Genomic DNA, 22,184 nt, shown 5'->3' on the forward strand with positions numbered 1-22,184 from the left:
AGACCCCTCCCATGAAAAAACACGTGGTGTTGTACAAAGCGCTGTCACCTCAATTGATGGCTCGCCTGCAAGCCCAGGCCCAAGTCACACTCATCGAACGCCTCGATACCCAGGGCCTGGCACAACTGCGCGACGCCCTGCCCACGGCCCACGGCCTGCTGGGCGCCAGCCTCAAGCTGGATGCGGCGCTGCTGGACCTGGCGCCGAACCTGCAAGCCATCGCCAGTGTCTCGGTGGGCGTCGATAACTACGACATCGACTACCTGACCGAACGCCGGATCCTGCTGACCAATACCCCGGACGTGCTCACCGAAACCACCGCGGACACCGGTTTCGCCCTGATCCTGGCAACCGCCCGGCGCGTGGTGGAACTGGTCAACCTGGTCCGCGAAGGCGGCTGGCAACAGAGCATCGGCCCCCGGCATTTCGGCACCGACGTCCATGGCAAGACCCTGGGCATCATCGGCATGGGACGCATCGGCGAAGCCTTGGCCCAGCGCGGGCACTTCGGCTTCGGCATGCCGGTGCTCTACCACAGCCACTCACCCAAGCCCGCGGTCGAGCAGCGTTTCAACGCACGCTATTGCAGCCTCGAAACATTGTTGCAGCAGGCGGACTTCGTTTGCCTGACCTTGCCTTTGACGGCTGAAACCCAAGGGCTGATCGATGCTCAGGCGTTTGCCCGAATGCGTCCCGAGACCCTCTTCATCAATATCTCCCGGGGAAAAGTGGTGGATGAAGCGGCGCTGATCGACGCCCTGCGCAACGGCCAGATCCGTGGCGCGGGACTGGACGTCTTCGAGCGCGAACCCTTGAATACCGATTCGCCGCTGTTGCAGATGGACAACGTGGTAGCGACACCGCACATGGGCTCGGCCACCCACGAAACCCGGGAAGCGATGGCGCGCTGTGCCGTGGACAACCTGCTGGCGGCATTGGCGGGTGAGCGGCCGGTGAACCTGGTGAATTTGGAGGTATGGAAAGGCTGAGCTATTCACCGCCAATCCCTGTGGGGGCTGAGCTGCTCGCGATGGGGCCAGCAAGCCCGACATCCCTGTGACGGAAGCACCGCCTTCGCGAGCAGGATGAAGCGGCCTCAAGCGTCCCAAGGGGCCACGGCGTCAACGTCAATGGCGTAGCGTTCAATGGCCTCGGCACAGACACTGGCGTCCAGACATCCCTCATGCACCAGCGAGGTCAGCGCACTCACGACGATCTGGTGGCGGTCCACTTCGAAGAACCTGCGCAGTTGGCTGCGGGTATCGCTGCGGCCAAATCCGTCGGTGCCGAGCACGGTGTAATGGCCATCGAGATAGCTGGCGATCAACTGGGGCAAGGCCCGTACGTAGTCGGTACAGGCAATGATGGGTGTCGAGTCGTGGAGACATTCCTGAACATGACTGCATTTGGCAGGTTGCCCGGGATGCAGTCGATTCCAGCGCTCCACTTCACGCGCATCACGTGCCAACTCGGTGAAACTGGTAACGCTCCAGACCTGACTGTCGATTCCCCAATCGCTGGCCAGCAACTGGGCGGCGGCAATCACTTCGCCCAGGATGGCGCCGGAACCCAACAACTGGACACGTCCACGTGCATCCTCGACTTCATGCCGGGCAAACAGATACATGCCCTGGATAATGGCCTGTTCGACACCTTCAGGAAGGGTGGGCTGCGGGTAGTTCTCGTTCATCAAGGTGACGTAATAAAACTCGTCCACCTGACGCTCCAGCATCTGGCGCATGCCGTGATCCAGGATCACCGCGAACTCGCCGGCGAATGCCGGATCGTAAGCCCGACAATTGGGGACCATCGCCGCCATCAGATGACTGTTGCCGTCCTGGTGCTGCAAACCTTCGCCACCCAATGTGGTGCGGCCTGCGGTGGCACCGAGCAGAAAACCACGAGCCCGTTGATCCGCCGCCGCCCAGATCAGGTCGCCAATGCGCTGGAAGCCGAACATCGAGTAATAGATGTAGAACGGTAGCATCGGCAAGCCATGCACCGAGTAGCTGGTCGCCGCTGCCACCCAGGAACTGATCGCCCCCGCCTCGCTGATGCCCTCTTCGAGAATCTGCCCATCCAGGGCTTCTCGATAACTGAGGATCGAACCGATGTCCTCCGGCTCGTAACGCTGCCCCACGCTGGAGTAGATGCCAATCTGCTTGAACAGGCTGGCCATGCCGAACGTACGTGCTTCATCCGCCACGATCGGCACGATGCGCGGCCCCAGTTGCTTGTCCCGGAGCAAGCCACTGAGCATCCGCACGAAGGCCATGGTGGTGGACATTTCCTTGCCTTGGGCGGCGATGGCGAACCCGGCGTAGCTGCTTACGTCGGGTACGGCCAATGATTCGCTGGCCGAAGGTCGCGCCGGCATGTAGCCGCCCAGCGCCCGGCGGCGTGCATGCAGGTAGCGCATTTCCGCGCTGTCGTCGCTCGGCTTGAAGAAGCTCAGGGAGACAGCCTGCTCATCGGTCAACGGCAGGTTGAAACGGTTGCGGAACGCGATCAACGCCTCACTGTCGAGTTTCTTCTGCTGGTGCACGGTCATCTTGCCTTGCCCGGCGTCGCCCATGCCGAAGCCCTTCTTGGTCTGGGCCAGGATGACCGTAGGTTTCTTGCCCTCGAGCATCGCGCTTTGATAAGCGGCAAAGATTTTCACCAGGTCATGACCACCGCGCTTGAGGCGGTCGATCTGCTCGTCGGTCAGGCCTTGGGCCAAATGCGCCAGGGCTTCGTCCTGGCCGAAGAAATGCTCACGGTTGAAGCGCCCATCCTTGGCCGCGAACGTCTGGAACTGGCCATCGACCGTGGCCGACAAGGCCCGGACCAACGCGCCGTCTTTATCCTGGGCAAACAATCTGTCCCAGTCGGAACCCCAGGCCAGTTTGATCACGTTCCAGCCCGCACCGCCGAACAACGCCTCGAGCTCGTCGATGATGCGACCGTTGCCGCGCACCGGGCCGTCCAGGCGCTGGAGGTTGCAGTTGACCACCCAGACCAGGTTATCCAGCCCTTCGCGCGCCGCCAGGGTCAGCGCCGACATGCTTTCCGGCTCATCCATTTCACCGTCGCCAAACACGCCCCAGACGGTTCGCCCCGAGGTTTTTTGCAGGCCGCGGTGCTCCAGGTACCGCATGAAACGCGCCTGGTAGATCGAGCTGATCGGACCGATCCCCATGGAGCCCGTCGGGAACTGCCAGAAGTCCGGCATCAACCAGGGATGCGGATAACTCGACAACCCCCGGGCGCCATTGGCGCGCGCGCCGATCTCTTGTCGATAGTGCTGCAGATCCTTTTCTTCCAGGCGTCCCTCGAGGAACGCCCGGGCATAGACGCCTGGCGCCGAGTGGGGTTGGTAGAACACCAGATCACCGCCGCCGGTTGGGGTGCGCGCCTTGAAGAAGTGATTGAAGCCCACTTCAAACAAATCCGCCGCACTGGCATAACTGGCAATGTGTCCGCCCAATTCGCCATAGGCATGATTGGCCCGGGCAACCATCGCCAGGGCATTCCAGCGCATGATCGATGCCAGACGCTCCTCCATGGCCAGATCCCCGGGAAACACCGGTTGCTGCTCAACGCTGATGGTATTGATGTAAGGGGTGCCATGCCTGGGCCGCCAGCCGATGCCCGAAGTGCTTGCCACGGCCAGCAGCATGTCGAGGATCTGTTTGGCCCGGTCCGTGCCACCGTGGGCTGCGACCGACAGCAAGGCCTCGCGCCACTCGGCCATTTCTTCATCCTCAACAACCTGGACCGGCCATTGGGCATGGGGATTGGACAGGTTCATAGGCAACTCCTGCAGGTGTTGGGTATCACTTCAAGGTGGCGCGAGTGACTCACTCGGGCGAGGCGTTTTACCTGCTCTACTGCCGCAATGACGGAGCGTTCTGCCGCCTCGTCTGGTGCGACCGGGTAGAGGCAGGGCTGACCAATGGAAAGGTCCTGCAAGAAGCGCTCATCCAGTTCACCGAGCACCACAAAACAGTAGTCATTCTTGGCCATTTTTACGCCAACCAGCTTGCCAGTCGCGGTATTCACCGTATCGACATGGATCAGCGCCACATTGTCAAAACAGCTGAACCCCTGATGGATCAAATCGATATGGTCGCTATCGAGTCCGCTCACGATGACCACGATACGCGTACAACTGGAAGGCTCGCGCATCCACCTCATTGCGTGGACACGCCCCTCGGCGGTTCGGCTCATAAGCGTTGCCTTTCTGGTTTCAACAGGCGAATTGACGAGGACTGGGTTAAATGACGCCGCGCGCCTGCAGCACGCTTTTGGCCAGACTCCGGGTCGCCGATAACACGTCTTCCACCTGTCGATCCATCGCCGCAGTGGATGAAGCTATTGTTCCCAGTTCGACGACGCGCAGCGGGTGGCCGCAGACGGATCCCAGCCAGGTCAGGCCAGGCACCGTGCCGACCTCCAGCAGAAAGCTGTCGTGGGGGACGCAGCGCAGCAGTTGGCTGGCATAACACGCGCCGCCCCCGGCAGACGGCTGCGGGCTGGACCCGACCCGCAACCAGTCGACCAGCAACGCCTCGGATTGCGTGACGGCCAGATAAGCCACCTGGTCCCAGTCATCTATCGTCACGTGCAGCTTGTCGATCATGTACTTGGGCAATGCGGCGCTGGTCACGATGACCACCCCGGCATCCGCCGAAGGTTCCTTGATCCAGACTGCGGATTGCGATATCCCATGCATGGCGGTACTCCCGGCGTTTGGGTTGCAGCGGCTCGCTCCGAGCGGCGATCCGACGATGAGGCGATGACATTCAACATGCATGCCGACTGCCCCACCGCCTCGTGAGCAAGCCCTCGCCTACAGGTCACTGGCGTGAGTCAGCCGTTGCGAAACAGGAAGCTGTAGGCATTCAGCGCCGGCGCCCCGCCCAAGTGCGCGTAAAGCACTTTCGAGCCTTCGGGGAACTCGCCACGGCGGACCATTTCAATCATCCCGTGCATGGATTTTCCTTCGTACACCGGATCGGTCAGCACACCTTCCAGGCTGCCGCACAGGCGAATCGCTTCCAGCGTGCCGTCGTTAGGCAAACCGTACTCCGGATAGGCAAACCGCGTATCGAGCACCACATCCTCTTCGGTAATTTCGCGGCCCAACTCCACCAACTCTGCGGTATGCCGGGCGATACGCAGGATCTGTGCCTTGGTTTTCTCTGGCTTGGCCGAGGCATCAATGCCGATCACCTTCTTCGAACGGCCGTCCGCGGCGAAACCGACGACCATGCCGGCCTGGGTACTGCCGGTCACGGAACAGACCACGATGTAGTCGAACTTGAACCCCAGTTGTTTTTCCTGCTCCCGCACTTCCTCGGCAAAGCCGACGAACCCGAGACCGCCGTAGGGATGCTCGGAACAACCCGCCGGGATCGGGAACGGCTTGCCACCCTGCTCCACGACATCGCTCATGGCCTTCTCCCAACTTGGCCGGATACCAATATCGAAACCTGCTGCGTCCAATCGCACGTCAGCCCCCATGATGCGCGACATCTCGATGTTGCCCACCCGGTCATACACCGCGTCGGAATAATTCACCCAGTTTTCCTGCACCAGCACGCACTTCATGCCCAAGTGGGCAGCGACTGCAGCGACCTGCCGGGTCTGGTTCGACTGAATGCCACCGATAGACACCAGCGTATCGCAGCCTTGCTCGATCGCTTCGGGAATCAGGTACTCGAGCTTGCGGGTCTTGTTCCCGCCGAAGGCCAGGCCGCTGTTGCAATCCTCACGCTTGGCGTACAGCTCGACCTTGCCCCCCAGGTGTTCACTGAGACGCTTCAAGGGCGTAATGGGAGATGGACCGAAGGTCAACGGATAACGTTTAAAACGATTCAGGTTCATGACTCTGCTCCTCGATTATTGAATATCCAAGCGCCAGGCCGAGAAGCAAAGGGCTGCATTCCAGGCTCATCCACGGGGGCTTCGATGAGTTCAATACTAAGAAGAAATCGAAAAATATGTATTGCAAATTATTAGCAATTAAAGAAACATAATTTTCGGCAAAAACCATCAAACATACTTTTACTGCGTATAAACCATCATGAGTGCAATAAATACTCGCAAGAAGCCAACCGAAACAGCCCCAACGCCGCAGCCGCTGGATCGAACCGACCGCGCCATTCTCAAGGCCCTGCAGCGAGATGCCTCCATCTCCAACGTGGCGCTGGCAGAGAAGGTCAAACTGAGCGCGCCAGCCTGCCTGCGACGGGTCGAACGGCTCAAGCAGGCCGGCCTGATCAAGCACATCGTCGCACTGCTGGACAATGAAGCGCTGGATGCGGGGATGGTGGTCTTGATCGGCGTGGTGCTGGACCGTTCCACACCGGAATCCTTCGCCGCATTCGAGGCGGCGGCACAAAAAGTGTCCGGCTGCATGGAATGCCATGTGGTGACGGGAGAGTTCGACTACTTCATGTTGATACGAACCAAGGACAGCAACAGCTTCAACCGGCTCCACGCGGAGCAACTGCTTTACCTGCCCGGGGTTCGCCAGATTCGCTCGTTCATGGGGTTGCGCCAGGTCTTGTCGACCACCCACATTCCCCTTTGAGGCTCCAATCAGACTGGGTAGGCATCGGTTCGGTATTCATCGCTTACTCAGCGAAGCATCGAGCGGAATATCAAGGGTAAAGGTTGCGCCCTGTCCAACCCCGTCGCTGTGCACGGACAAGCTGCCACCCATTTCCTGCGCAGCCAGCGCGCAGCTGTGCAGGCCAAAACCGTGACCGTCTTTGCGCGTCGTGAAGCCATGGGTAAAAATGCGCTTCAGGTGCTCAGGCGCAATCCCATTGCCGTTGTCAGCCACCGTGATGCGCAACACGGCCCCGTCAACGAGGGACGCGCTGAACGTGACGCATGGGCTGCGATCGATCACGCCGTCCAACGCCTGCTTGGCATTGCCGATCAGGTTCACCAGAATCAGCAGCACCCGGTGCCGGTCCAACGGCAGCAGGGGCAAGTCGGCAATGTCCTTGACCATCGTCACCTCCTGGCGCGCCAGTAATCCAGCACTCATGCGCAAGGCATCGTCGATCAACTCTGCAACCGGCACGGTCTCGACAATACTGACGGCAACGGCATAGGACTGCTGGGCAGCGACAATGGTTTTGATGTGGTCAATGCCTTTAGTGAGTTGCCCGAGCTCTTCGATGATGCTCCGTTGCTCTACCGCCACCACCTCCGCCAGCTTGAGCAGGTAGTCAGGCAGCATCTTTCCCTTGTGGTCTTTGGTGAGAAAATCGCTCAGGTCATGGACGTGCTCGTTCATCAGTTGAGCCACCTTGCCCAGCCCCTGGGCCTTGGAGGTGCGCATCTGGCTGCTGACCAGTTCTGCCGATACGTTCACGCTGTTGAGGACGTTGCCGACGTTGTGCAGCACAGTCGTAGCGATTTCGGCCATGCCCGCCTGACGGGATTTTGCGTGCAGTTCGGTTTGTACCTGGCTCATGCGCAGCGCCGCGCGTACGCGAGCCTTGAGTTCCAGCGGCGAAAAGGGTTTGGCGATGTAGTCATCGGCGCCACTCTCCAGCCCGGAGACGCAAGCCTCGCTACCGCCGCGGGCGGTCACCAGGATCACGGGTAAATGAGCAAAACCGGCGCTGGCTTTGATTCTGGCTGTCAGGCCGAAACCGTCGAGCTCCGGCATCATCACATCCGAAACCACGACATCGATGGGTCGAAGCTGCAGCAGCGCCCAAGCCTGCTCTCCATCGGTTGCGGTGGCGACGATATAATCGTCTTGCAAAAGCTCGCTGAGATAGCCCAGCATCTCCGGGCTGTCGTCGACCACCAGCACTCTGGATCGCGAGGCATGTTCCGGGGATTGCTCGTCGTCTACGCCTTGGATCAAAGCCCGGTCATTGCGACTGCCAAGGCGACCGTCATCGAAACGCAGGTGACGCTGCTCGGTTTTGCTTGTCGTGCTCGATGACGATCGCTCGTGCATCGTGCCGGCTTCGGTCGGTACGGTATTGGGTTCGGTCCCCAGCGGAAGTCGGACAAAGAAGCACGAACCCTGTCCAGGCTCGCTGTTGACACCGACTTCCCCCCCCATCAATTCGACCAGATCCTTGACCAGCGCGAGACCGATGCCTGTGCCGCTGTAGTGACGCGTGGCGGAATTGTCGATCTGGGAAAAACGCTGGAACAGCAGCGGGAGTTTGTCAGGCGCAATGCCAATCCCCGAATCCTGCACCGCGAGTTCAAATCGCTCGCCATCGAGCGGAGTGACGGCCAGGTGCACGGTGCCGCCAGCCGGTGTGAACTTGATGGCATTGCTCACCAGGTTGAGAAGAATCTTCTCGAAGTGTTGGGGGTCCAGGAACACCGTGCCGAGCGCGGGATCGATGCTGCAGGTCAAGGTGCAGCCTTTGCCCTCGGCCACCATGGCGGCGTCCTCGGCCAGCACACCCACCACCTTGTTCAAGTCAATGGGCGTTGAGCACAACTCGAACTTGCCCGCTTCGGCCTTGGAGAAATCGAGGATGTCGTTCACCCGGTTCATCAAGCGCAACGCGTTGCGTTGGGCGCGGTCGATTTGCACATGCCAGTCCACTGGCGGGGTGGTCGCCGCCGAGAGTTGTTCCAAGGGGGCGAGAATGAGGGTCAAGGGGGTGCGCAGTTCGTGACTGACGGTGGCCACGAAATCGCTCTTTGCCTGGTTAGCCGTCTCGGCCTGGTTGCGCGCCTGAATCAGTTCGATGGCCTGCGCCTCCAGCACCTCGGTCTGGTGGTGCAGCGCGTCGGTCCGTTCGGCGACCATTCTCTCCAAAGACGCCTGGACTTGCTGTCGCTCGGCCTCGGCCTCGGCCTCCAACACCCGGATGCGCAGGGCATTCTCCTGGAACACCCGTACGGCGCGGGTCATGATTCCAATCTCGTCGCCGCGTCCGGCACTGGCGATCTCGGCGTTCAGGTCGCCAGCCGCCAGCCGGCGCATGACCGAGGCCAGGGCCACGATGGGCTGCGCGACAAATCGCGATGTGCTCCAGGCGATGGCGCCGGCCAGCAGGATGGCGACGGTCCCTGCGACGATCGTCGCAAGCATGCCGCGATCATTGTGGACCAGGGCGTCGGAGCGCGCTTGACCAGCGAAGCGCGCCACCAACAGGCCGGCGCTCCGGGCCTCGTTGCGAACCTGGTCGCGCGCGTCGCTCAAGGCGTCGCTCGCTTGACGGAACCTGGCGAATGCCGCCCGGTAGCCGGCGATCTGATCGCTGACCGTCAGGGGCATAGCCTTGGCCCGCAGCCCCACGGACGCCGGGAGAACCCGAGAGAGTCGGGAGAGTTCGTCCAGGATGTGGCCGACAGAGCCGGCGACCTCGGCCGACGGTGACAGGCGAAACGACAAGGTCTGCGCCTCCAGGGTGGCAACACGCTCGGCGAAACGCTTGGACAACGCGGCGGCATTTTGCAGCAAACCGGTTGCTGCCTGAATGTCGCTGGCGTCATGGACAACGTGCCCTTCCACTTCACCCAACATGGCCTCGAGGCGCTCGACCGTATCCCCGACGGCGGCGAGATACCGCAAAGCCTCGCCTCCCCGGAGCTTGGGCGCCTCGCCAAGATGCTCGACCGCCACGCTGGCAGCGTCGAGCGCCGCGGCCAACTGGTCAAGGGCCTCTCTCTCCTGCGGTGTCCCCATCAACTCGCGCAACTGTTCGACCACGGGCCGCAGTGCCGCGCTGGCGTTCCGTGCCGCAGTGCCTGCCGTCCCGTCACCGGTCACCAGCATCCTGGCCACGTTGGCGGTGACGATCCGTTCGCCGTTGCGCAGGATATCCAGGATGCGATGGGCGCTTTCGATGTCGCTCACCCGCGCCTGGTGCTCAGCGGTGCGGGACTCAAGCCCCTTCAACCCATCGGCGATGCCCTGTTCGACGAGGATCGTCGCCTCTCGCATCCGCCTATAGTGGGCTGTCATGTTCTCCGTTTCGCCATCCATGGTCAGGCTCGCCGCCCGCAAGGCGGCGATCGCCGTCGCGAGCCTTTCCAGACTGCCCTTGAGCGATTGCGCCTCCGCCACCGCAATGGCGGAGAGGCCGGCGATAGCCGTCGCCACCATGCTTTCGGCCTGGGACAGGCTTTCCTGGTCACGGGTGGCAATGAAGTTTTCCACCCGTCCGGTAGCCCCGTTGACCGAGGCCAGAATTTCCGCGGAATGGCTGGCGGAATCCACCGCACGTACCATGCCGCGCAGACCGTAGAGGTTCACCAGCGACACCGCCAGCATCAGGAACACCAGCGCGGCGACCGCCAGGCCAATCCTGACGGCAATGGGCCTGTCAGTGGCGGGTTTGAATGTCGACATGGCGCCTCGCCCCCGGTCCGCCACTACGGCTTCGTCACCTCCGGCAACGGCGTCGGCGCCGCCGTATTGTTGATGGCCGCGTCGATCATCGCCACCACGGAAGCCTGGTCATAGGAAGGATTCGCGGCGCCGCCCACCGGCATGGTGGCGAGCCAGGCGTCCAGGTCTTTCCCATCGATACGCACCAACGGCACTTCGACGAACTTCGGCACCTGCTTGCCCGCCAGAATCTGCTGGGCCACCCAGAACCCCACCTGGGAGACGCTTGGGGAGGCGGAGACCGAGACGGTCTCGTAGCCATTGGCATCGCGCTCCTGTTTCCACAGGGCAAGTTCGTCCTGACGATTTCCCATCACGATGATCGGCAAAGGGCGCCCTGCCGCCTTGAACGCCATGGCCGCGCCATAACCGTCGCCCCCTTGAGTCGCGACGGCATCGATGCTGGGCAGCGACGGCAGCGCCAGCGCCACCTCCTTGCGTGCCACGGAAGCGGTCCAGTTGCCGTAGACGGTCTTGGCGAATTTCAGGCCCGGATAATCACTGGCGGCCTTGCGAATGCCGTCGCTGATGTTTTTATCGGTGGCATCGCCGGCAATGCCGCGGATCTCCAGCAGCGTTCCGTTCCCCTTGAGGCGCTCGGCGATGTAATCCATTTCCACGCGTCCCATGGCGGACCAGTTGTAATCCACGGTATAGACGCAGCTTTCGGTGACGAGGCTGGCCATGACCACCACCACGATGCCGGCGTTGCAGGCGTCGCGGATCACCCCGTTAAGGGCCGTGTCGGACGCGGCCAGGATGACGATGGCGTTCACGCCGTTGACGACCATGTCCTGGATATGGGCCGCTTGTTCCGACGCCGAGTTGTTCGCGCTGACCACCGGAGCCTCGCGGATCAAGCCATCCTTTTGCGCCTGGGCCGCAATCTCCTGCCAGTTGCGCACCATCACCTTGCGAAAATCGCTGCCCGCGTAGGAATTGCTGAAAGCAATGCTATAGCTTGCGGTAGGGGCGCGGGCGACGCCGCCGTCGGCTGCGTGGACTGGACTGGCGGCAACCATCGCCAGCCCGGTCACATAGCCAGCGAAGCGCCACAAGCTTTTGTGGATCGGTTTGGTGTTCATGTTGTTCTCCATCGTGCTTGGGATTTACCAAAAGTAATCCACCTGCACCTGCCGACAGCCTGGATCGACTGTTTGATCTGGTTTGGAGAAGTCGGCCTGCAGATTGGAGATCGTCGTCCCTGTGAAATTGGAGCAGGTATTCAACTTGAGCTCGTAGTCGAGCGGCCTTTAGCGGCCAGACCAAAAGTCTCACGCAAATGCTCACGAACTGACGATGGGTCGCCCAGGGATCAAAATGCGCCGATGGACACCTGTTACCAGATTGCTCATTCGGTCATTCCAACAATGGAACCGGACATGTAGAACCAGACACATACAGACTCCTTCCCTTGGCGGCCGATCACTGAAACCCATACATTGCCTGCAGTGGCAATGAGCATAGTCGCAACGAGCCCGCTTCGCTCGCGGCCGTGGAGGATTTCAGCCAACTGAGCGCCCCCACACGGTCACGCCGGCTACAACATCTGGATGGGCGAGCGCGGCATCAAGCTTTAGTCCCTGCTGGATTTGGGTATTGCTATGCGGTTGCTGGTCTTGACCTCGCGCAAGGCCAGACTGGACTGGATAGAGGCAATACCCACCTGGCGCCGTAGTACCTGCTCGATAAAGTCACTGTAGCTATCAAGATCCTCTGCCAGCACTTGCAGCACGTAATCGGCATCCCCGGTGATCTTGTGACAAGACAACACTTCAGGCAATTGCGCAATCACCGCTTCGAAGGCGTCAGGCGCGTGATCGGCGTGGGTGGAAAAACGGATGTGCACGAACGCCATGATATCCAACCCCAGCATTCGGCGATCAAGGTTGGCCTGATAGCCCTTGATCACGCCCGCTTCCTCCATCCTCTTACGCCGTCGCCAGCAAGGCGTAAGGCTTAACGACAGGCGCTCACTGAGCTCGGCGTTGGAAATGCTCGCATCATCTTGCAGCAACTTGAGTATCGCCAAGTCAGTCTCGTCGAGACTGATACGCTTGGATGATTTTTTCTGCATTTCGCAATTCCTGAGCAAAAACATCCGAAAAATCTAGCAGACCACGAATATAAAGCAAAGAAAGCGCCCCCGTAGCGGAACAGAATATTTGCACTGATTCAAATTGACGGATGCGCAGAATGTTTACAGTTTTCAGTGATTCCCATCGTTTGCACCATGGCACCGAATTGAAAGACGGCGTACTCAAGCCGTCATTCGAACAACCCAGCCGGGCCGATACTGTCCGTGATCGGGTCAAGCAGGTAGGTCTTGGCCTGATCGTCGAACCACGAGCATTTGACCGGGCGTGTTACGTCAATGCGCACAGCGAGCGCTACGTCAGTTTCCTTGAAAGCGCATGGTCACAATGGTGTGCGACTGGGCGTACTCACGATGCCTTGCCGCTGGTATGGCCAGTGCGCGATTTGTCCAACGATCAAGTCCCGACTTTCATCGACGGAAAACTCGGTTTCTTCGCCATGGATGCCGGGTCCCCGATTACTGCGACCACATGGCAAGCGGTAAAGACCAGCGCAGACATCGCCCTCACCGGCCTGGCGCTGATCGATGAAGGCCACGACAGTGCCTTCGCCCTGTGCCGCCCGCCCGGGCATCACGCAGCACGTGAATACATGGGCGGCTATTGCTATCTCAACAACGCTGCCATTGCCGCACAACAGGCCATCACTCAAGGCGCGAAACGTGTCGCGGTACTGGACGTCGACTTCCATCATGGCAACGGCACTCAAAACATCTTCTACGGGCGCAGCGACGTCATGTTCGTGTCGCTGCATGGCGAACCCACGGTGTCTTATCCGTACTACTCAGGTTTCAGTCACGAAGTCGGCGCCGGCCACGGCGAAGGTTACAACCTCAACTACCCGTTGCCGAAAAACACCACCTGGGAAAGCTATCGCAATGCCCTGCTCCACGCCTGCAAGAAACTCCAGCAATTCGCCCCTGAAGTGCTGGTCATTTCACTCGGCGTCGACACGTTCAAGGACGACCCCATCAGCCACTTCCTGCTGGAAAGCGAAGATTTCATCGGCATCGGCGAGCTGATAGCGGGTGTGGGCTGCCCCACTCTGTTCGTGATGGAGGGCGGCTATATGGTCGATGAAATTGGAATCAATGCGGTCAATGTGCTGCATGGTTTCGAGAGCAAGCGCACCTGAACCGTCCCCTGCCCCGCAATGTTTCTACTACTGAACCGGAGAATAAAAACATGACTCTTTTTATAGACGTCGATCATGCCGCACGCCTGTTCGCCACGGTGGGCATCCGCCGGGCAATCCGCGAAATGGCCGATTACATCGAAGCTGACTACTCACGCTGGGCGCAGTTTGATAAATCGCCCCGCACCGCCAATCATTCGGCCAACGGTGTGATCGAGTTGATGCCGACCGACGATGGCCAGCAGTACTCGTTCAAATACGTCAATGGTCATCCGGACAACGGTCGAAGCAACCTGCTGACAGTCATGGCCTTCGGTGTCCTGGCCGATGTCCACAGTGGTTATCCAACCCTGCTCAGCGAACTGACGCTGACCACCGCGGTACGCACCGCAGCGACCTCGGCCCTGGTCGCGAAGTCCCTGGCGCGTCCAGATGCAAGCAGCATGGCAATCATCGGCAATGGCGCCCAGAGCGAATTCCAGGCCCTCGCCTTCCATGAAATGCTCTCTATCAAGGAACTGCGGATATTCGATATCGATCGTGACGCCTCGCTCAAGCTCAAGCGCAACCTGTCCGCATTCCCGGATCTCGAGGTGATTCTGGCCAGCTCTGCACAGGAAGCGGTCAAGGGCGCAGACATCGTCACCACGGTCACCGCCGATAAAGCCTATGCAACGATTCTGACGCCCGAGATGATCGAACCCGGCATGCATATCAATGCCGTAGGTGGGGACTGTCCGGGGAAAACCGAACTGCACGCCGAGATCTTGCGCAATGCCCGGGTCATCGTTGAGTTTGAACCTCAGACCCGGATCGAGGGTGATATCCAGCAATTGGGAGCCGACTTCCCTGTCGTCGAGTTTTTCCGGATTGTTCAGGGCGCAATCCAGGGCCGCGAGAACGACGCACAGGTCACCGTGTTCGATTCGGTGGGTTTTGCCCTCGAAGACTTTTCGTCGCTGCGCTACGTGCTGGACCTGGCGCAGGAGCATGCAATCGGTGAGCGCATCCATCTGGTGCCGACACCCGCCAACATAAAAGACCTCTACCAAATTCTCGACCGGCAACCAGCGATCGCCCCTTCACGCCCGCGCGCAGTGAGTTGAAAGCCATAGGTGATGCCCCTGAGCAGAGTGCCAAGGGGCAACTCCCCCCTGCGAGTACGCGGCAAATCTCGCCGTCCGCAAGCCACCACCGTCAATAGCCGCTGCATCCCTAACAAGTACGCAAGACATCCACCTTTCTGCCAAAACTCAAAAACATAAAATCAAGAGGTTTTGTAATGAAATCAATCCCATCAGGGCTGACTGAACAGCCGGCGCTGCAGCGCACGCTCAGCAACCGTCACATTCAATTAATGGCCATGGGAGGTGCCATCGGTACGGGCCTGTTCATGGGTTCCGGGAAGATCATCGCCCTCTCTGGCACGTCGATCATCCTCATCTATATGATCATCGGTCTGTTTGTTTATTTCGTCATGCGTGCCATGGGCGAAATGCTGCTCTCCAATTTGAACTTCAAAACCTTCGCAGATTTTGCCGGTGCCTACCTTGGCCCACGCGCGGCATTCTTTCTTGGCTGGTCGTATTGGCTGAGCTGGAGCGTTGCGGTGATAGGCGACGCCGTCGTTGTCGGCGGATTTTTCCAGTATTGGTTCCCCGATGTACCTGCCTGGATACCGGCCATCGGTATGCTGATGACACTGTTCGCATTGAATGTACTGACGGTCAGGCTTTTTGGTGAGGTAGAGTTCTGGTTCGCGATCATCAAGATCATTGCCGTCGTCACCCTGATTGGCGTCAGCCTGGTGCTGATTGCCAGCTCCTTTGTCTCACCCAGCGGTGTCACTGCCTCTCTGAACCATTTGCTGGATAAACAAGCCGCCTTTCCCAACGGTCTGTTCGGTTTCTTTGCCGGTTTCCAGATGGCAATCTTCTCCTTTGCCGGCACCGAACTGATTGGTACCGCAGCCGCCGAAACCCGTAACCCTGAGAAGACCCTGCCGAAAGCCATCAACTCGATTCCGCTGAGAATCATCCTGTTTTATGTGCTGGCACTGGCCTGCATTATTGCAGTGACTTCCTGGCAACAGGTTTCGCCCAGCAAAAGCCCTTTCGTCGAGCTGTTCCTGGTTGCCGGGTTTCCCGCAGCAGCAGGCATCGTCAACTTTGTGGTGCTGACGTCTGCCGCTTCCTCGGCCAACAGTGGCGTATTTTCGTCTAGCCGCATGCTGTTTGGCCTGGCCAATCAGGACAACGCCCCAGGGATTTTCCGACGTCTGTCGGGCAATAGCGTGCCTCTGCTGAGCCTGGCGTTCACCACATTGCTAATGCTGGTGGGCGTGTTGCTGCTTTTCATCGTTCCTGAAGTGATGACCGCATTCACCATTGTTTCTACTGTATCGGCCATCCTGGTGATTTTTACCTGGTCGACCATCCTTGCCTCGTATATCGCCTACCGCAAAAAGCGACCTGAGCTGCACGCCAAATCGGCTTACAAAATGCCCGGCGGCGTGCCAATGGCGTGGTTTTCCCTGGCGTTTCTGGGCTTTGTTCTTTGTCTGCTGGCATTGAGACCTGACACTCGTATTGCCTTGCTGGTCATGCCAGGGTGGTTCATTTGGTTGGCAATTGCTTATCAGGTGACCGATGCCAGGAAGACAAAATCCGCGCCTGGCAACAGCGAAGGTAACGCGCCTCCCCCGCGCAACATCACGCAGAGCGCGAACATCTCGTAAGCTGATTGCGGATAGATACCGAGAGAAGTACGGGTTGATCCGCCTCAGGGGCAGGTAGCCAGGGGCCAACCGACGCGCGCTGCACGCAGCAGGCTGGCCCTGACAACCAAGCGGTGAAATGGGGCAATAACGAAGATGTAGGCCCGGCCTAGTCGGTTGTGGCACTGGACCACGGTTGAAAAAACGAGTTGGCGACTGCCTTCTGGCTCTGTCTCCCCAGCACATAGGATCGATAGCCGGAAGTCGAGGTGCTTGTCGTCCTCTCCCAACACGATTTCAGTCTGGTTGGTGCTGTAGACCTTGAAGGGTCCAATCCGATGAGCAAGTGATGCCAGATGTCTGGCTGTCTTGAGACCAAAACAAGCAACGGCAATGTCTCGGACTTTCATCAGCCAGCCGATCCAGGATGGCTGGTGAGAGAGGATGAAGCGAGCCAGCAAATCCGGATCGCTGGATGTGCCCGCCGGGAGCCGAATCGCAAAAGCGTCCGCCAGGTCCATCGACTTGTAAAGGTGGGTGATGCCGGACCTCGAAGGGACTGGCACGGACATTATGAGCTCAAATTCTCGGGGCATCGGGGATCTCTCCTGAGTGCTGACGACTGATTGGACGACATGCCATGTCGCGTTTCTGGTTGCGATGGTTTGTCGTGAAACGTTCCTTGTCGCCCTGTGGGTGCGTGCCTGGTTTAGAAGTGGCTGGATGTTGTTGAGGCGCCCACTTTTCCTTGTCGGATACTGAGCCCGATCAAGGCATCATAGTGCGCTTGCTGTCCAGCGGGCAGAACAGGGCACAATGTCGCACGGCGCTTATCGATATCGAACCAGGATTCAACCAACCATCCCACCAGATAGAGCGCCGAAAGGCATCCGCCCGCGGTTGCAATGTTTCCCTGGCATACAAGAGGCTGATCCACGGGCTCGAGCCCCAGTGCTTGCAAGCTCGATCGTGCATCCGGGTGTGTAGTTGCCTGGCCGCTGAGCAGCCCGAGCCGTTCGAGAATGAAAGCGCCGGCACATATGGAGCCGATCCGCTGGCGCCTGGCGTCAAGTTCAAACGACGGCAGGAAATCCGGGGCGGCAAGTGCAGCGGGTACCCCTTCCTTGCCGCTGACGAACAATACCGCGTCGGCACTATTGGCCTCGGAAAGCGGACCGTGCACCGAAACAGGCAGACCGTGCGCCGACCGCACGACAGCACTGGAACCCAATATTCGGACGTGCCAGTCCTCAGTGTTGCGGCCTAGAATGTCCCACATCAGGAACAGGTCGATATCCGTGAATTGGTCGAAAGCAACCAGAACGATTTTCTTCAAGGCCAACTCCATGAAAAGTGCTGGCGTGCTAAACGCAACGGCCATCTTTGCGGGTGTTCGCAGCGTATCAACCGGTTGTGCACCATACACAGTCTGTATGGCACTCACTCTGGAGCGAAATAACGGGTGAAAAAACTAACTCGTCACCATTGGATCGCGGCTGGTTTTGAGGCCCTCGACCAAATAGGGCATGTTGGCGTTTCGGCCGAGAGTCTATCGCGCCGATTGGGTGTGACCCGCGGATCGTTCTATCACCATTTCCGCAATCGCGAAGACTTTGTCCGCACCTTGCTGACCGCTTGGGAAGAAGACTACACGGAGCGCATGCTCGCTTATGCGGCCCAGGGTCGCAGCGCGGGCGAAATCTTGAAACGCTATTTGAGTATTGCCGCGGAGAAACAACCGGGGCGGGAAGTTTCCATCCGAGCCTGGTCGCTGCACGACCCGTTGGTAAGCGAGTTTCAGCAGCGTGTTGACACAAGACGACTGGACTTCGCGATACGGTCGTGCCGCCGCTTGGTGCCTATGCCAGGTGAAGCAGAAGTGATTGGTCAGCTAGCCCATCTGTGCCTGATTGGTGGTCAACAGGCAGGGCTGCGGCGTGATGCCGCTCGCTTCAACGGTTTCCTGCATCGAGCCTTTTCACTTTTCGAAGGAGCTCTTGCACCGTGGCGGGCCGATTCCCGCTCCCAAGCCGTCGATGACATTTAAGAACCCATCGACATGCAGTGCGGCATTCGGCTCAAGCCGGATTGGAAACAGCCAACTTGAGCCCAAACGCGACAAAAACACCGCCCGTGAGTCGGTCAAGCGCCTTCAGGGCCGCCGGGCGCTTCAGGAAATTGCTCAGCGGCACCGTAGCCGCTACCAGAATGCCGAACCAGGCCAGCGTCAACAGCACGTGTAACACCGCAAGGAAGAAGGAGTAACTGGCCACGCTCGCGCCACTCGGGACAAACTGGGGGAGAAACGTGATGTAGAAGACACCTATCTTGGGGTTCAGCAGGTTCGTCAATAAACCGCGAATAAAGGCGCCACGGGCAGGGGCCGCCATGTTCTCGTTCCCCTGCCCTTGCAGCGTCGTCCTGGGTCGCATCAGCAGTTTTACACCCAGCCAGACGAGATACGCGGCACCGACAATTTTCAGCGCCAGGTAAGCCCACTCCGAAGCTTGCAACAGGGCACCGAGGCCCAGTGACACCGCGGCTCCCCACACCAGACACCCGAGCACGATACCGATAGCAGCCATCGCCGCCGAACGTCGACCGCCGGTCGCTGTAGCACGAAGCACCATGGCGGTGTCCACGCCGGGGGTCACCGTGAGCACTGACGCGGCAGCGATGAAGGCAAGCAGCAGGGATAGGTCGTTCATTTGGATGTCCAGGGCAGTCGGCAGCCGTATGGTTAGCCACTCTAGTTAGCCACTTGGCGTTCGGTCAAACGTTCTGTAGTCCGTTGGCCGAGGACATGTACACCAGAAACATCTGAGCTACGATCCCCAGATCAAAAGACACCACATCGAATCCGATAGTCAGGTTGGCTCACGGCCGCGTCAAGAATGAAGGTGGCGGCTTTCGCAAGCGCCACCCCCATTCTGTTTGCAGCCTCTAGCGTTGCGCCGGGGCGCCTTCTAGAGCGCCTTCTCGGCGTTAAAACCGTCGAAGTTTTCGAAGACCCCCATAAAGCCCGGGACAGTCGACTCCCGTGCCCAGTCGCGCTGGAGCTCGCAGTACATCTGCACACGGCTGATAAGTTTCGCGCCCGCCTGTTCGATTCGACGAAGGGCGGCCTCGTGCGCGGCGACTGACGTACCACCGACCGCATCGACCGGCACATACACTTCATAGCCTTCCTGGATCGCGTCCAGTACAGGGAAAGTCAGGCAGGCTTCGGTCCAGAGCGCGGTCATGATGAGCTTGCGGCGGCCGATGCCCTTGACCGCCTGCTTGAACTCAGTGTCCTCCCAGCTATTGATCGAGGTACGGTCATAAGTCGGCAGATGGCCGAGCACGTCCTGCAACGCTTGAATCGGCGGTTTGTTGCGACCGGTCGCGACGTTGACCGTCGAATGAATGATAGGAAGGTTGTAGTTGACGGCCGCCTTGGCAACGCTCGTGATGTTGAACACGAGCTCGTCACGGGGCATCGAGCGAATCGAGGAGACCTGGATCGGCTGATAATCGATGATGATCAGCGCGCAATTCTCAGGCGACAACAGGTGGTCGGTATGGGGGTTGCGGATAGTCTCGCTTGTCATTGTCTGGTCCTGTTCTCAGTTGTCATACACGGTGCCAGAGAGCCAGCGCGCACTCGGATAGACGGGCATGGCCCTGACGAAGTGTCTACTGATGTTGTCAGTGGATGGGGTGTTTCCAGGCAGCATTCGCAACTGGCGACATTGCCCGGAAGCGAGGATTATGCTGTTGCCATTTTCGCCGCAGTAGTCGCAACACGAGGCTAGCTGTGTCGCACAAAGAGGAACGCTGACTTGGATATGGAAGAACTGCAAACATTCGTGGAAGTGGCTGACGCAGGGGGCGTTTCGCCTGCGGCGCTCCGGCTTGGCGTATCCAAGTCGATCGTCAGCCGCAGGCTCGCCCGGCTTGAAGCGGAACTTGGCATCCAGTTGCTTGCACGAACCACGCGCGGGGCCGCCCTCACTGAAGCCGGGGCCACGTTCCGAGATTACGCGGCCAGGGTCTGCGCCGAAATCGAGGCAGCCAGAGAAACGATCCTGCCGACAGGCGCCCTTCGTGGTCGCTTACGCGTCGCGGCGCCGCTGTCTTTTGGCCCTACCCATTTCGCGCCCATGCTCGCGCAAATGGCACACCGCCATCCCGAACTTCATATCCAGACCTGCTACAGCGATCGCTTCGTCGATCTCATTGCCGAGGGATTCGATTGTGCGATACGCGTCGGGTATCTCCCCGATTCCAATTTGATCGCGAGGAAAATCGGCCCGATCTACACGAAGCTCGTCGCGAGCCCAGGCTACATAAAAGTGCACGGCGCACCAGAGACACCGGACGAGCTCATTGCCCATGAGGCTCTCCTGCAGGGTACCGAAGCGTGGCAATTCATGGAGGGTGACAAGATCATCACGGTTCGTCCGCAGGGCCGCTTCAAGGCGGACAACGGCATAGCGCTCGTGGCGGCCGCAACCGCGGGACTCGGCATCGCGTACCTACCGGATTGCCTGACTTATGAACATGTGAACTCAGGGGCGCTCGTGCCGATCATGACCCGCTATCCACCACCCCCGGCAGGTGTATACGTGGTCCGTCCGCCAGGCCAGCATCCGGCACGGAAGATACGAATGCTCACAGAGCTGCTGATTGAATCATTCGGACAGTCTCCGCACTTCGCGGGGCCCGCTCGTATTTGATTGCCGCAACGATCACCACTGGCCGCCCATGGCCACGGCGTGACTCAAGCGATTGAGGGCTACCTGTCGCCTGCTTCCGCTGACCCCCTGAACTCAATGGCCTACGGCGGGAGGTGATGCCAACCTGCCTGTACATTTTTTGAGCGCACGTTGAAACCCTTTGCCTACCTGGCATCAGCGCGGTTATCCACAGACATACTCACGGATTTCTTGGATAACTGAATGGGATCGTGAAGCACTCCTGTCGTAGCGAACCTATGGATTCGAGCCCGCCGTTACCGCACACCGTCATCAAAGCATCCAGCCGGGAGATGACCGACCGCGGGCCTTGCATACAAATATCCCTGCATCAGTTCGATACCCATGCCTAGCAGCGTCGAGCTTTCTTCACGAGTCTCGACACCTTCGGCGATGACCAGGATATCCAAGCGCCTGGCGACCAGGATGATGCCTTCGACGATCGCTTGTTTGACCGAGTCTCGATCGATGTCTCGGGTCAGTGCCATGTCAATCTTCAGCACCTGCGGCTGGAACATGGCCAGCAGGTTAAGGCCCGAATAGCCCGCGCCAAAATCGTCGACGGCGGTAATGAAACCCTGACGCTCGTACTCGACGAAAATCGATTTGAGGTGATCAGGGTCTACCACCTTCTCGCCTTCGGTCACTTCGAACATGAGCCTTTCTGGCGGGAAATGGGTCAGGCGCGCCGCTTCCAGGGTGGCCCGGATACACGTCTCTGGCCGGTACACGGCGTTGGGCAGGAAATTAATGCTCAGCAAGCAGTCGGGAATACCCAGCAGCCCCAGCCTTGCGGCTTCTTCGATGGCCTTCACCCGGCAAGCCTGGTCGAATCGGTAGCGGTTGCTGTCGTTCACGAGCCCCAGGATGTAGCCAGCCGATTCGCCATTGATGCCCCTGACCAACGCCTCATAAGCAAACGCAGTGCGTGTCCGGACGTTGAAAATAGGCTGGAAGGCCATGGTGAAATCAAACCCCAACGCCTCATGGTTGCGGCATTCGGCGCAGCCGAGCGATTGGAACGGAGGGCGTTTCGTCATCATAATATTCCGTGGCGGTCTTGATACATCCCTGCGGGTACAAGGAACTGTAGCCGACACCACTTGAATCGGCGCGGGCC

At 59.5% G+C, this 22,184-nt stretch carries 19 protein-coding genes and 2 pseudogenes; 7 read left to right on the top strand and 14 right to left on the bottom strand.

Annotated elements, in window-relative coordinates; genetic code table 11:
- Nucleotides 1-11 precede the first annotated feature (11 nt).
- Nucleotides 12-989 (top strand): 2-hydroxyacid dehydrogenase, encoded by a 978-nt coding sequence (locus tag BLP82_RS14125; RefSeq protein ID WP_092168799.1) that lies wholly within the window; start codon nucleotides 12-14, stop codon nucleotides 987-989.
- Between the two features lie 107 nt (nucleotides 990-1,096).
- On the opposite strand, the gene mdeB is transcribed toward BLP82_RS14125, so the two are convergent.
- The 4 genes from mdeB to BLP82_RS14145 all read right to left on the bottom strand — a co-directional run bounded on the left by mdeB (nucleotide 1,097) and on the right by BLP82_RS14145 (nucleotide 5,871).
- Nucleotides 1,097-3,793, bottom strand: coding sequence for an alpha-ketoglutarate dehydrogenase (gene mdeB / locus BLP82_RS14130; protein ID WP_092168802.1), 2,697 nt, complete (start codon nucleotides 3,791-3,793; stop codon nucleotides 1,097-1,099).
- A complete protein-coding gene (locus tag BLP82_RS14135) occupies nucleotides 3,790-4,170 on the bottom strand; it encodes a hypothetical protein (RefSeq protein WP_256576599.1) in 381 nt (126 codons plus the stop codon). Before BLP82_RS14135 ends, mdeB begins: the two co-directional genes overlap by 4 nt.
- An 88-nt stretch (nucleotides 4,171-4,258) precedes the next feature.
- Nucleotides 4,259-4,717 (bottom strand): transketolase, encoded by a 459-nt coding sequence (locus tag BLP82_RS14140; protein WP_092168808.1) that lies wholly within the window; start codon nucleotides 4,715-4,717, stop codon nucleotides 4,259-4,261.
- A 137-nt stretch (nucleotides 4,718-4,854) separates the two neighbouring features.
- Entirely contained in the window at nucleotides 4,855-5,871 is a 1,017-nt protein-coding gene (locus BLP82_RS14145; RefSeq protein WP_072405082.1) for a 1-aminocyclopropane-1-carboxylate deaminase, read from the bottom strand.
- 199 nt (nucleotides 5,872-6,070) lie between these two features.
- On the opposite strand from BLP82_RS14145, the gene BLP82_RS14150 reads away from it, so the two are divergent.
- Nucleotides 6,071-6,580, top strand: coding sequence for an Lrp/AsnC family transcriptional regulator (locus tag BLP82_RS14150; RefSeq protein ID WP_092168811.1), 510 nt, complete (start codon nucleotides 6,071-6,073; stop codon nucleotides 6,578-6,580).
- A 36-nt stretch (nucleotides 6,581-6,616) separates the two neighbouring features.
- Here the strand turns inward: BLP82_RS14150 and BLP82_RS31995 are convergent, their stop codons facing one another.
- The 5 genes and pseudogenes from BLP82_RS31995 to BLP82_RS14165 all read right to left on the bottom strand — a co-directional run bounded on the left by BLP82_RS31995 (nucleotide 6,617) and on the right by BLP82_RS14165 (nucleotide 12,455).
- Nucleotides 6,617-7,477: a sensor histidine kinase gene (locus BLP82_RS31995; protein ID WP_371914135.1), complete on the bottom strand. Its 861-nt coding sequence runs from the start codon at nucleotides 7,475-7,477 to the stop codon at nucleotides 6,617-6,619.
- A pseudogene (locus BLP82_RS32000) lies at nucleotides 7,477-7,975 on the bottom strand (response regulator transcription factor); the annotation flags it as partial. The gene BLP82_RS31995 and the pseudogene BLP82_RS32000, both read right to left, overlap by 1 nt.
- Nucleotides 7,976-8,023: 48 nt before the next feature.
- A pseudogene (locus tag BLP82_RS32005) lies at nucleotides 8,024-10,339 on the bottom strand (sensor histidine kinase); the annotation flags it as partial.
- 23 nt (nucleotides 10,340-10,362) lie between these two features.
- Complete coding sequence (locus tag BLP82_RS14160; protein ID WP_092168817.1) at nucleotides 10,363-11,463, bottom strand: ABC transporter substrate-binding protein; 1,101 nt, start codon at nucleotides 11,461-11,463, stop codon at nucleotides 10,363-10,365.
- A gap of 491 nt (nucleotides 11,464-11,954) precedes the next feature.
- Nucleotides 11,955-12,455 (bottom strand): Lrp/AsnC family transcriptional regulator, encoded by a 501-nt coding sequence (locus BLP82_RS14165; protein WP_092168820.1) that lies wholly within the window; start codon nucleotides 12,453-12,455, stop codon nucleotides 11,955-11,957.
- A gap of 119 nt (nucleotides 12,456-12,574) precedes the next feature.
- Here BLP82_RS14165 and BLP82_RS14170 point away from each other — a divergent pair, with 119 nt between their 5' ends.
- From BLP82_RS14170 to BLP82_RS14180, 3 genes are all read left to right on the top strand, one after another.
- Complete coding sequence (locus BLP82_RS14170) at nucleotides 12,575-13,609, top strand: histone deacetylase family protein (protein ID WP_092168823.1); 1,035 nt, start codon at nucleotides 12,575-12,577, stop codon at nucleotides 13,607-13,609.
- A gap of 50 nt (nucleotides 13,610-13,659) precedes the next feature.
- Nucleotides 13,660-14,715: an ornithine cyclodeaminase gene (locus tag BLP82_RS14175; protein WP_092168826.1), complete on the top strand. Its 1,056-nt coding sequence runs from the start codon at nucleotides 13,660-13,662 to the stop codon at nucleotides 14,713-14,715.
- A gap of 176 nt (nucleotides 14,716-14,891) precedes the next feature.
- Nucleotides 14,892-16,346, top strand: a complete 1,455-nt coding sequence (locus tag BLP82_RS14180; protein ID WP_092168829.1) for an amino acid permease — start codon at nucleotides 14,892-14,894, stop codon at nucleotides 16,344-16,346.
- Nucleotides 16,347-16,390: 44 nt separating this feature from the next.
- Here the strand turns inward: BLP82_RS14180 and BLP82_RS14185 are convergent, their stop codons facing one another.
- On the bottom strand, nucleotides 16,391-16,921 hold the full coding sequence (locus tag BLP82_RS14185; protein ID WP_092168832.1) for a DUF2867 domain-containing protein: 531 nt from the start codon (nucleotides 16,919-16,921) through the stop codon (nucleotides 16,391-16,393).
- Nucleotides 16,922-17,034: 113 nt separating this feature from the next.
- A complete protein-coding gene (locus tag BLP82_RS14190) occupies nucleotides 17,035-17,661 on the bottom strand; it encodes a DJ-1/PfpI family protein (RefSeq protein ID WP_092169080.1) in 627 nt (208 codons plus the stop codon).
- 126 nt (nucleotides 17,662-17,787) lie between these two features.
- Here BLP82_RS14190 and BLP82_RS14195 point away from each other — a divergent pair, with 126 nt between their 5' ends.
- A complete protein-coding gene (locus BLP82_RS14195) occupies nucleotides 17,788-18,372 on the top strand; it encodes a TetR/AcrR family transcriptional regulator (protein WP_092168835.1) in 585 nt (194 codons plus the stop codon).
- A gap of 31 nt (nucleotides 18,373-18,403) precedes the next feature.
- On the opposite strand, the gene BLP82_RS14200 is transcribed toward BLP82_RS14195, so the two are convergent.
- Complete coding sequence (locus BLP82_RS14200; RefSeq protein ID WP_092168838.1) at nucleotides 18,404-19,033, bottom strand: LysE family translocator; 630 nt, start codon at nucleotides 19,031-19,033, stop codon at nucleotides 18,404-18,406.
- A 258-nt stretch (nucleotides 19,034-19,291) separates the two neighbouring features.
- On the bottom strand, nucleotides 19,292-19,918 hold the full coding sequence (locus BLP82_RS14205) for a hydrolase (RefSeq protein ID WP_092168841.1): 627 nt from the start codon (nucleotides 19,916-19,918) through the stop codon (nucleotides 19,292-19,294).
- A gap of 231 nt (nucleotides 19,919-20,149) precedes the next feature.
- Here BLP82_RS14205 and BLP82_RS14210 point away from each other — a divergent pair, with 231 nt between their 5' ends.
- Nucleotides 20,150-21,046: a LysR family transcriptional regulator gene (locus tag BLP82_RS14210; RefSeq protein ID WP_092168844.1), complete on the top strand. Its 897-nt coding sequence runs from the start codon at nucleotides 20,150-20,152 to the stop codon at nucleotides 21,044-21,046.
- A gap of 275 nt (nucleotides 21,047-21,321) precedes the next feature.
- Here the strand turns inward: BLP82_RS14210 and BLP82_RS14215 are convergent, their stop codons facing one another.
- A complete protein-coding gene (locus BLP82_RS14215) occupies nucleotides 21,322-22,104 on the bottom strand; it encodes an EAL domain-containing protein (RefSeq protein ID WP_092168847.1) in 783 nt (260 codons plus the stop codon).
- Between the last annotated feature and the right edge of the window lie 80 nt (nucleotides 22,105-22,184).

The sequence above is a fragment of the Pseudomonas sp. NFACC37-1 genome (assembly GCF_900101575.1).
Taxonomy (GTDB): domain Bacteria; phylum Pseudomonadota; class Gammaproteobacteria; order Pseudomonadales; family Pseudomonadaceae; genus Aquipseudomonas; species Aquipseudomonas fluorescens_AA.

Coding starts and splice junctions, on each gene's coding strand:
- BLP82_RS14125 (WP_092168799.1), top strand. CDS start 12: ATGAAAAAACACGTGGTGTTGTACAAAGCGCTGTCACCTCAATTGATG.
- BLP82_RS14215 (WP_092168847.1), bottom strand. CDS start 22,104: ATGACGAAACGCCCTCCGTTCCAATCGCTCGGCTGCGCCGAATGCCGC.
- BLP82_RS14200 (WP_092168838.1), bottom strand. CDS start 19,033: ATGAACGACCTATCCCTGCTGCTTGCCTTCATCGCTGCCGCGTCAGTG.
- BLP82_RS14170 (WP_092168823.1), top strand. CDS start 12,575: ATGTTTACAGTTTTCAGTGATTCCCATCGTTTGCACCATGGCACCGAA.
- BLP82_RS14135 (WP_256576599.1), bottom strand. CDS start 4,170: ATGCGCGAGCCTTCCAGTTGTACGCGTATCGTGGTCATCGTGAGCGGA.
- BLP82_RS14180 (WP_092168829.1), top strand. CDS start 14,892: ATGAAATCAATCCCATCAGGGCTGACTGAACAGCCGGCGCTGCAGCGC.
- mdeB (WP_092168802.1), bottom strand. CDS start 3,793: ATGAACCTGTCCAATCCCCATGCCCAATGGCCGGTCCAGGTTGTTGAG.
- BLP82_RS14140 (WP_092168808.1), bottom strand. CDS start 4,717: ATGCATGGGATATCGCAATCCGCAGTCTGGATCAAGGAACCTTCGGCG.
- BLP82_RS31995 (WP_371914135.1), bottom strand. CDS start 7,477: ATGAGCCAGGTACAAACCGAACTGCACGCAAAATCCCGTCAGGCGGGC.
- BLP82_RS14205 (WP_092168841.1), bottom strand. CDS start 19,918: ATGACAAGCGAGACTATCCGCAACCCCCATACCGACCACCTGTTGTCG.
- BLP82_RS14175 (WP_092168826.1), top strand. CDS start 13,660: ATGACTCTTTTTATAGACGTCGATCATGCCGCACGCCTGTTCGCCACG.
- BLP82_RS14185 (WP_092168832.1), bottom strand. CDS start 16,921: ATGCCCCGAGAATTTGAGCTCATAATGTCCGTGCCAGTCCCTTCGAGG.
- BLP82_RS14145 (WP_072405082.1), bottom strand. CDS start 5,871: ATGAACCTGAATCGTTTTAAACGTTATCCGTTGACCTTCGGTCCATCT.
- BLP82_RS14150 (WP_092168811.1), top strand. CDS start 6,071: ATGAGTGCAATAAATACTCGCAAGAAGCCAACCGAAACAGCCCCAACG.
- BLP82_RS14165 (WP_092168820.1), bottom strand. CDS start 12,455: ATGCAGAAAAAATCATCCAAGCGTATCAGTCTCGACGAGACTGACTTG.
- BLP82_RS14160 (WP_092168817.1), bottom strand. CDS start 11,463: ATGAACACCAAACCGATCCACAAAAGCTTGTGGCGCTTCGCTGGCTAT.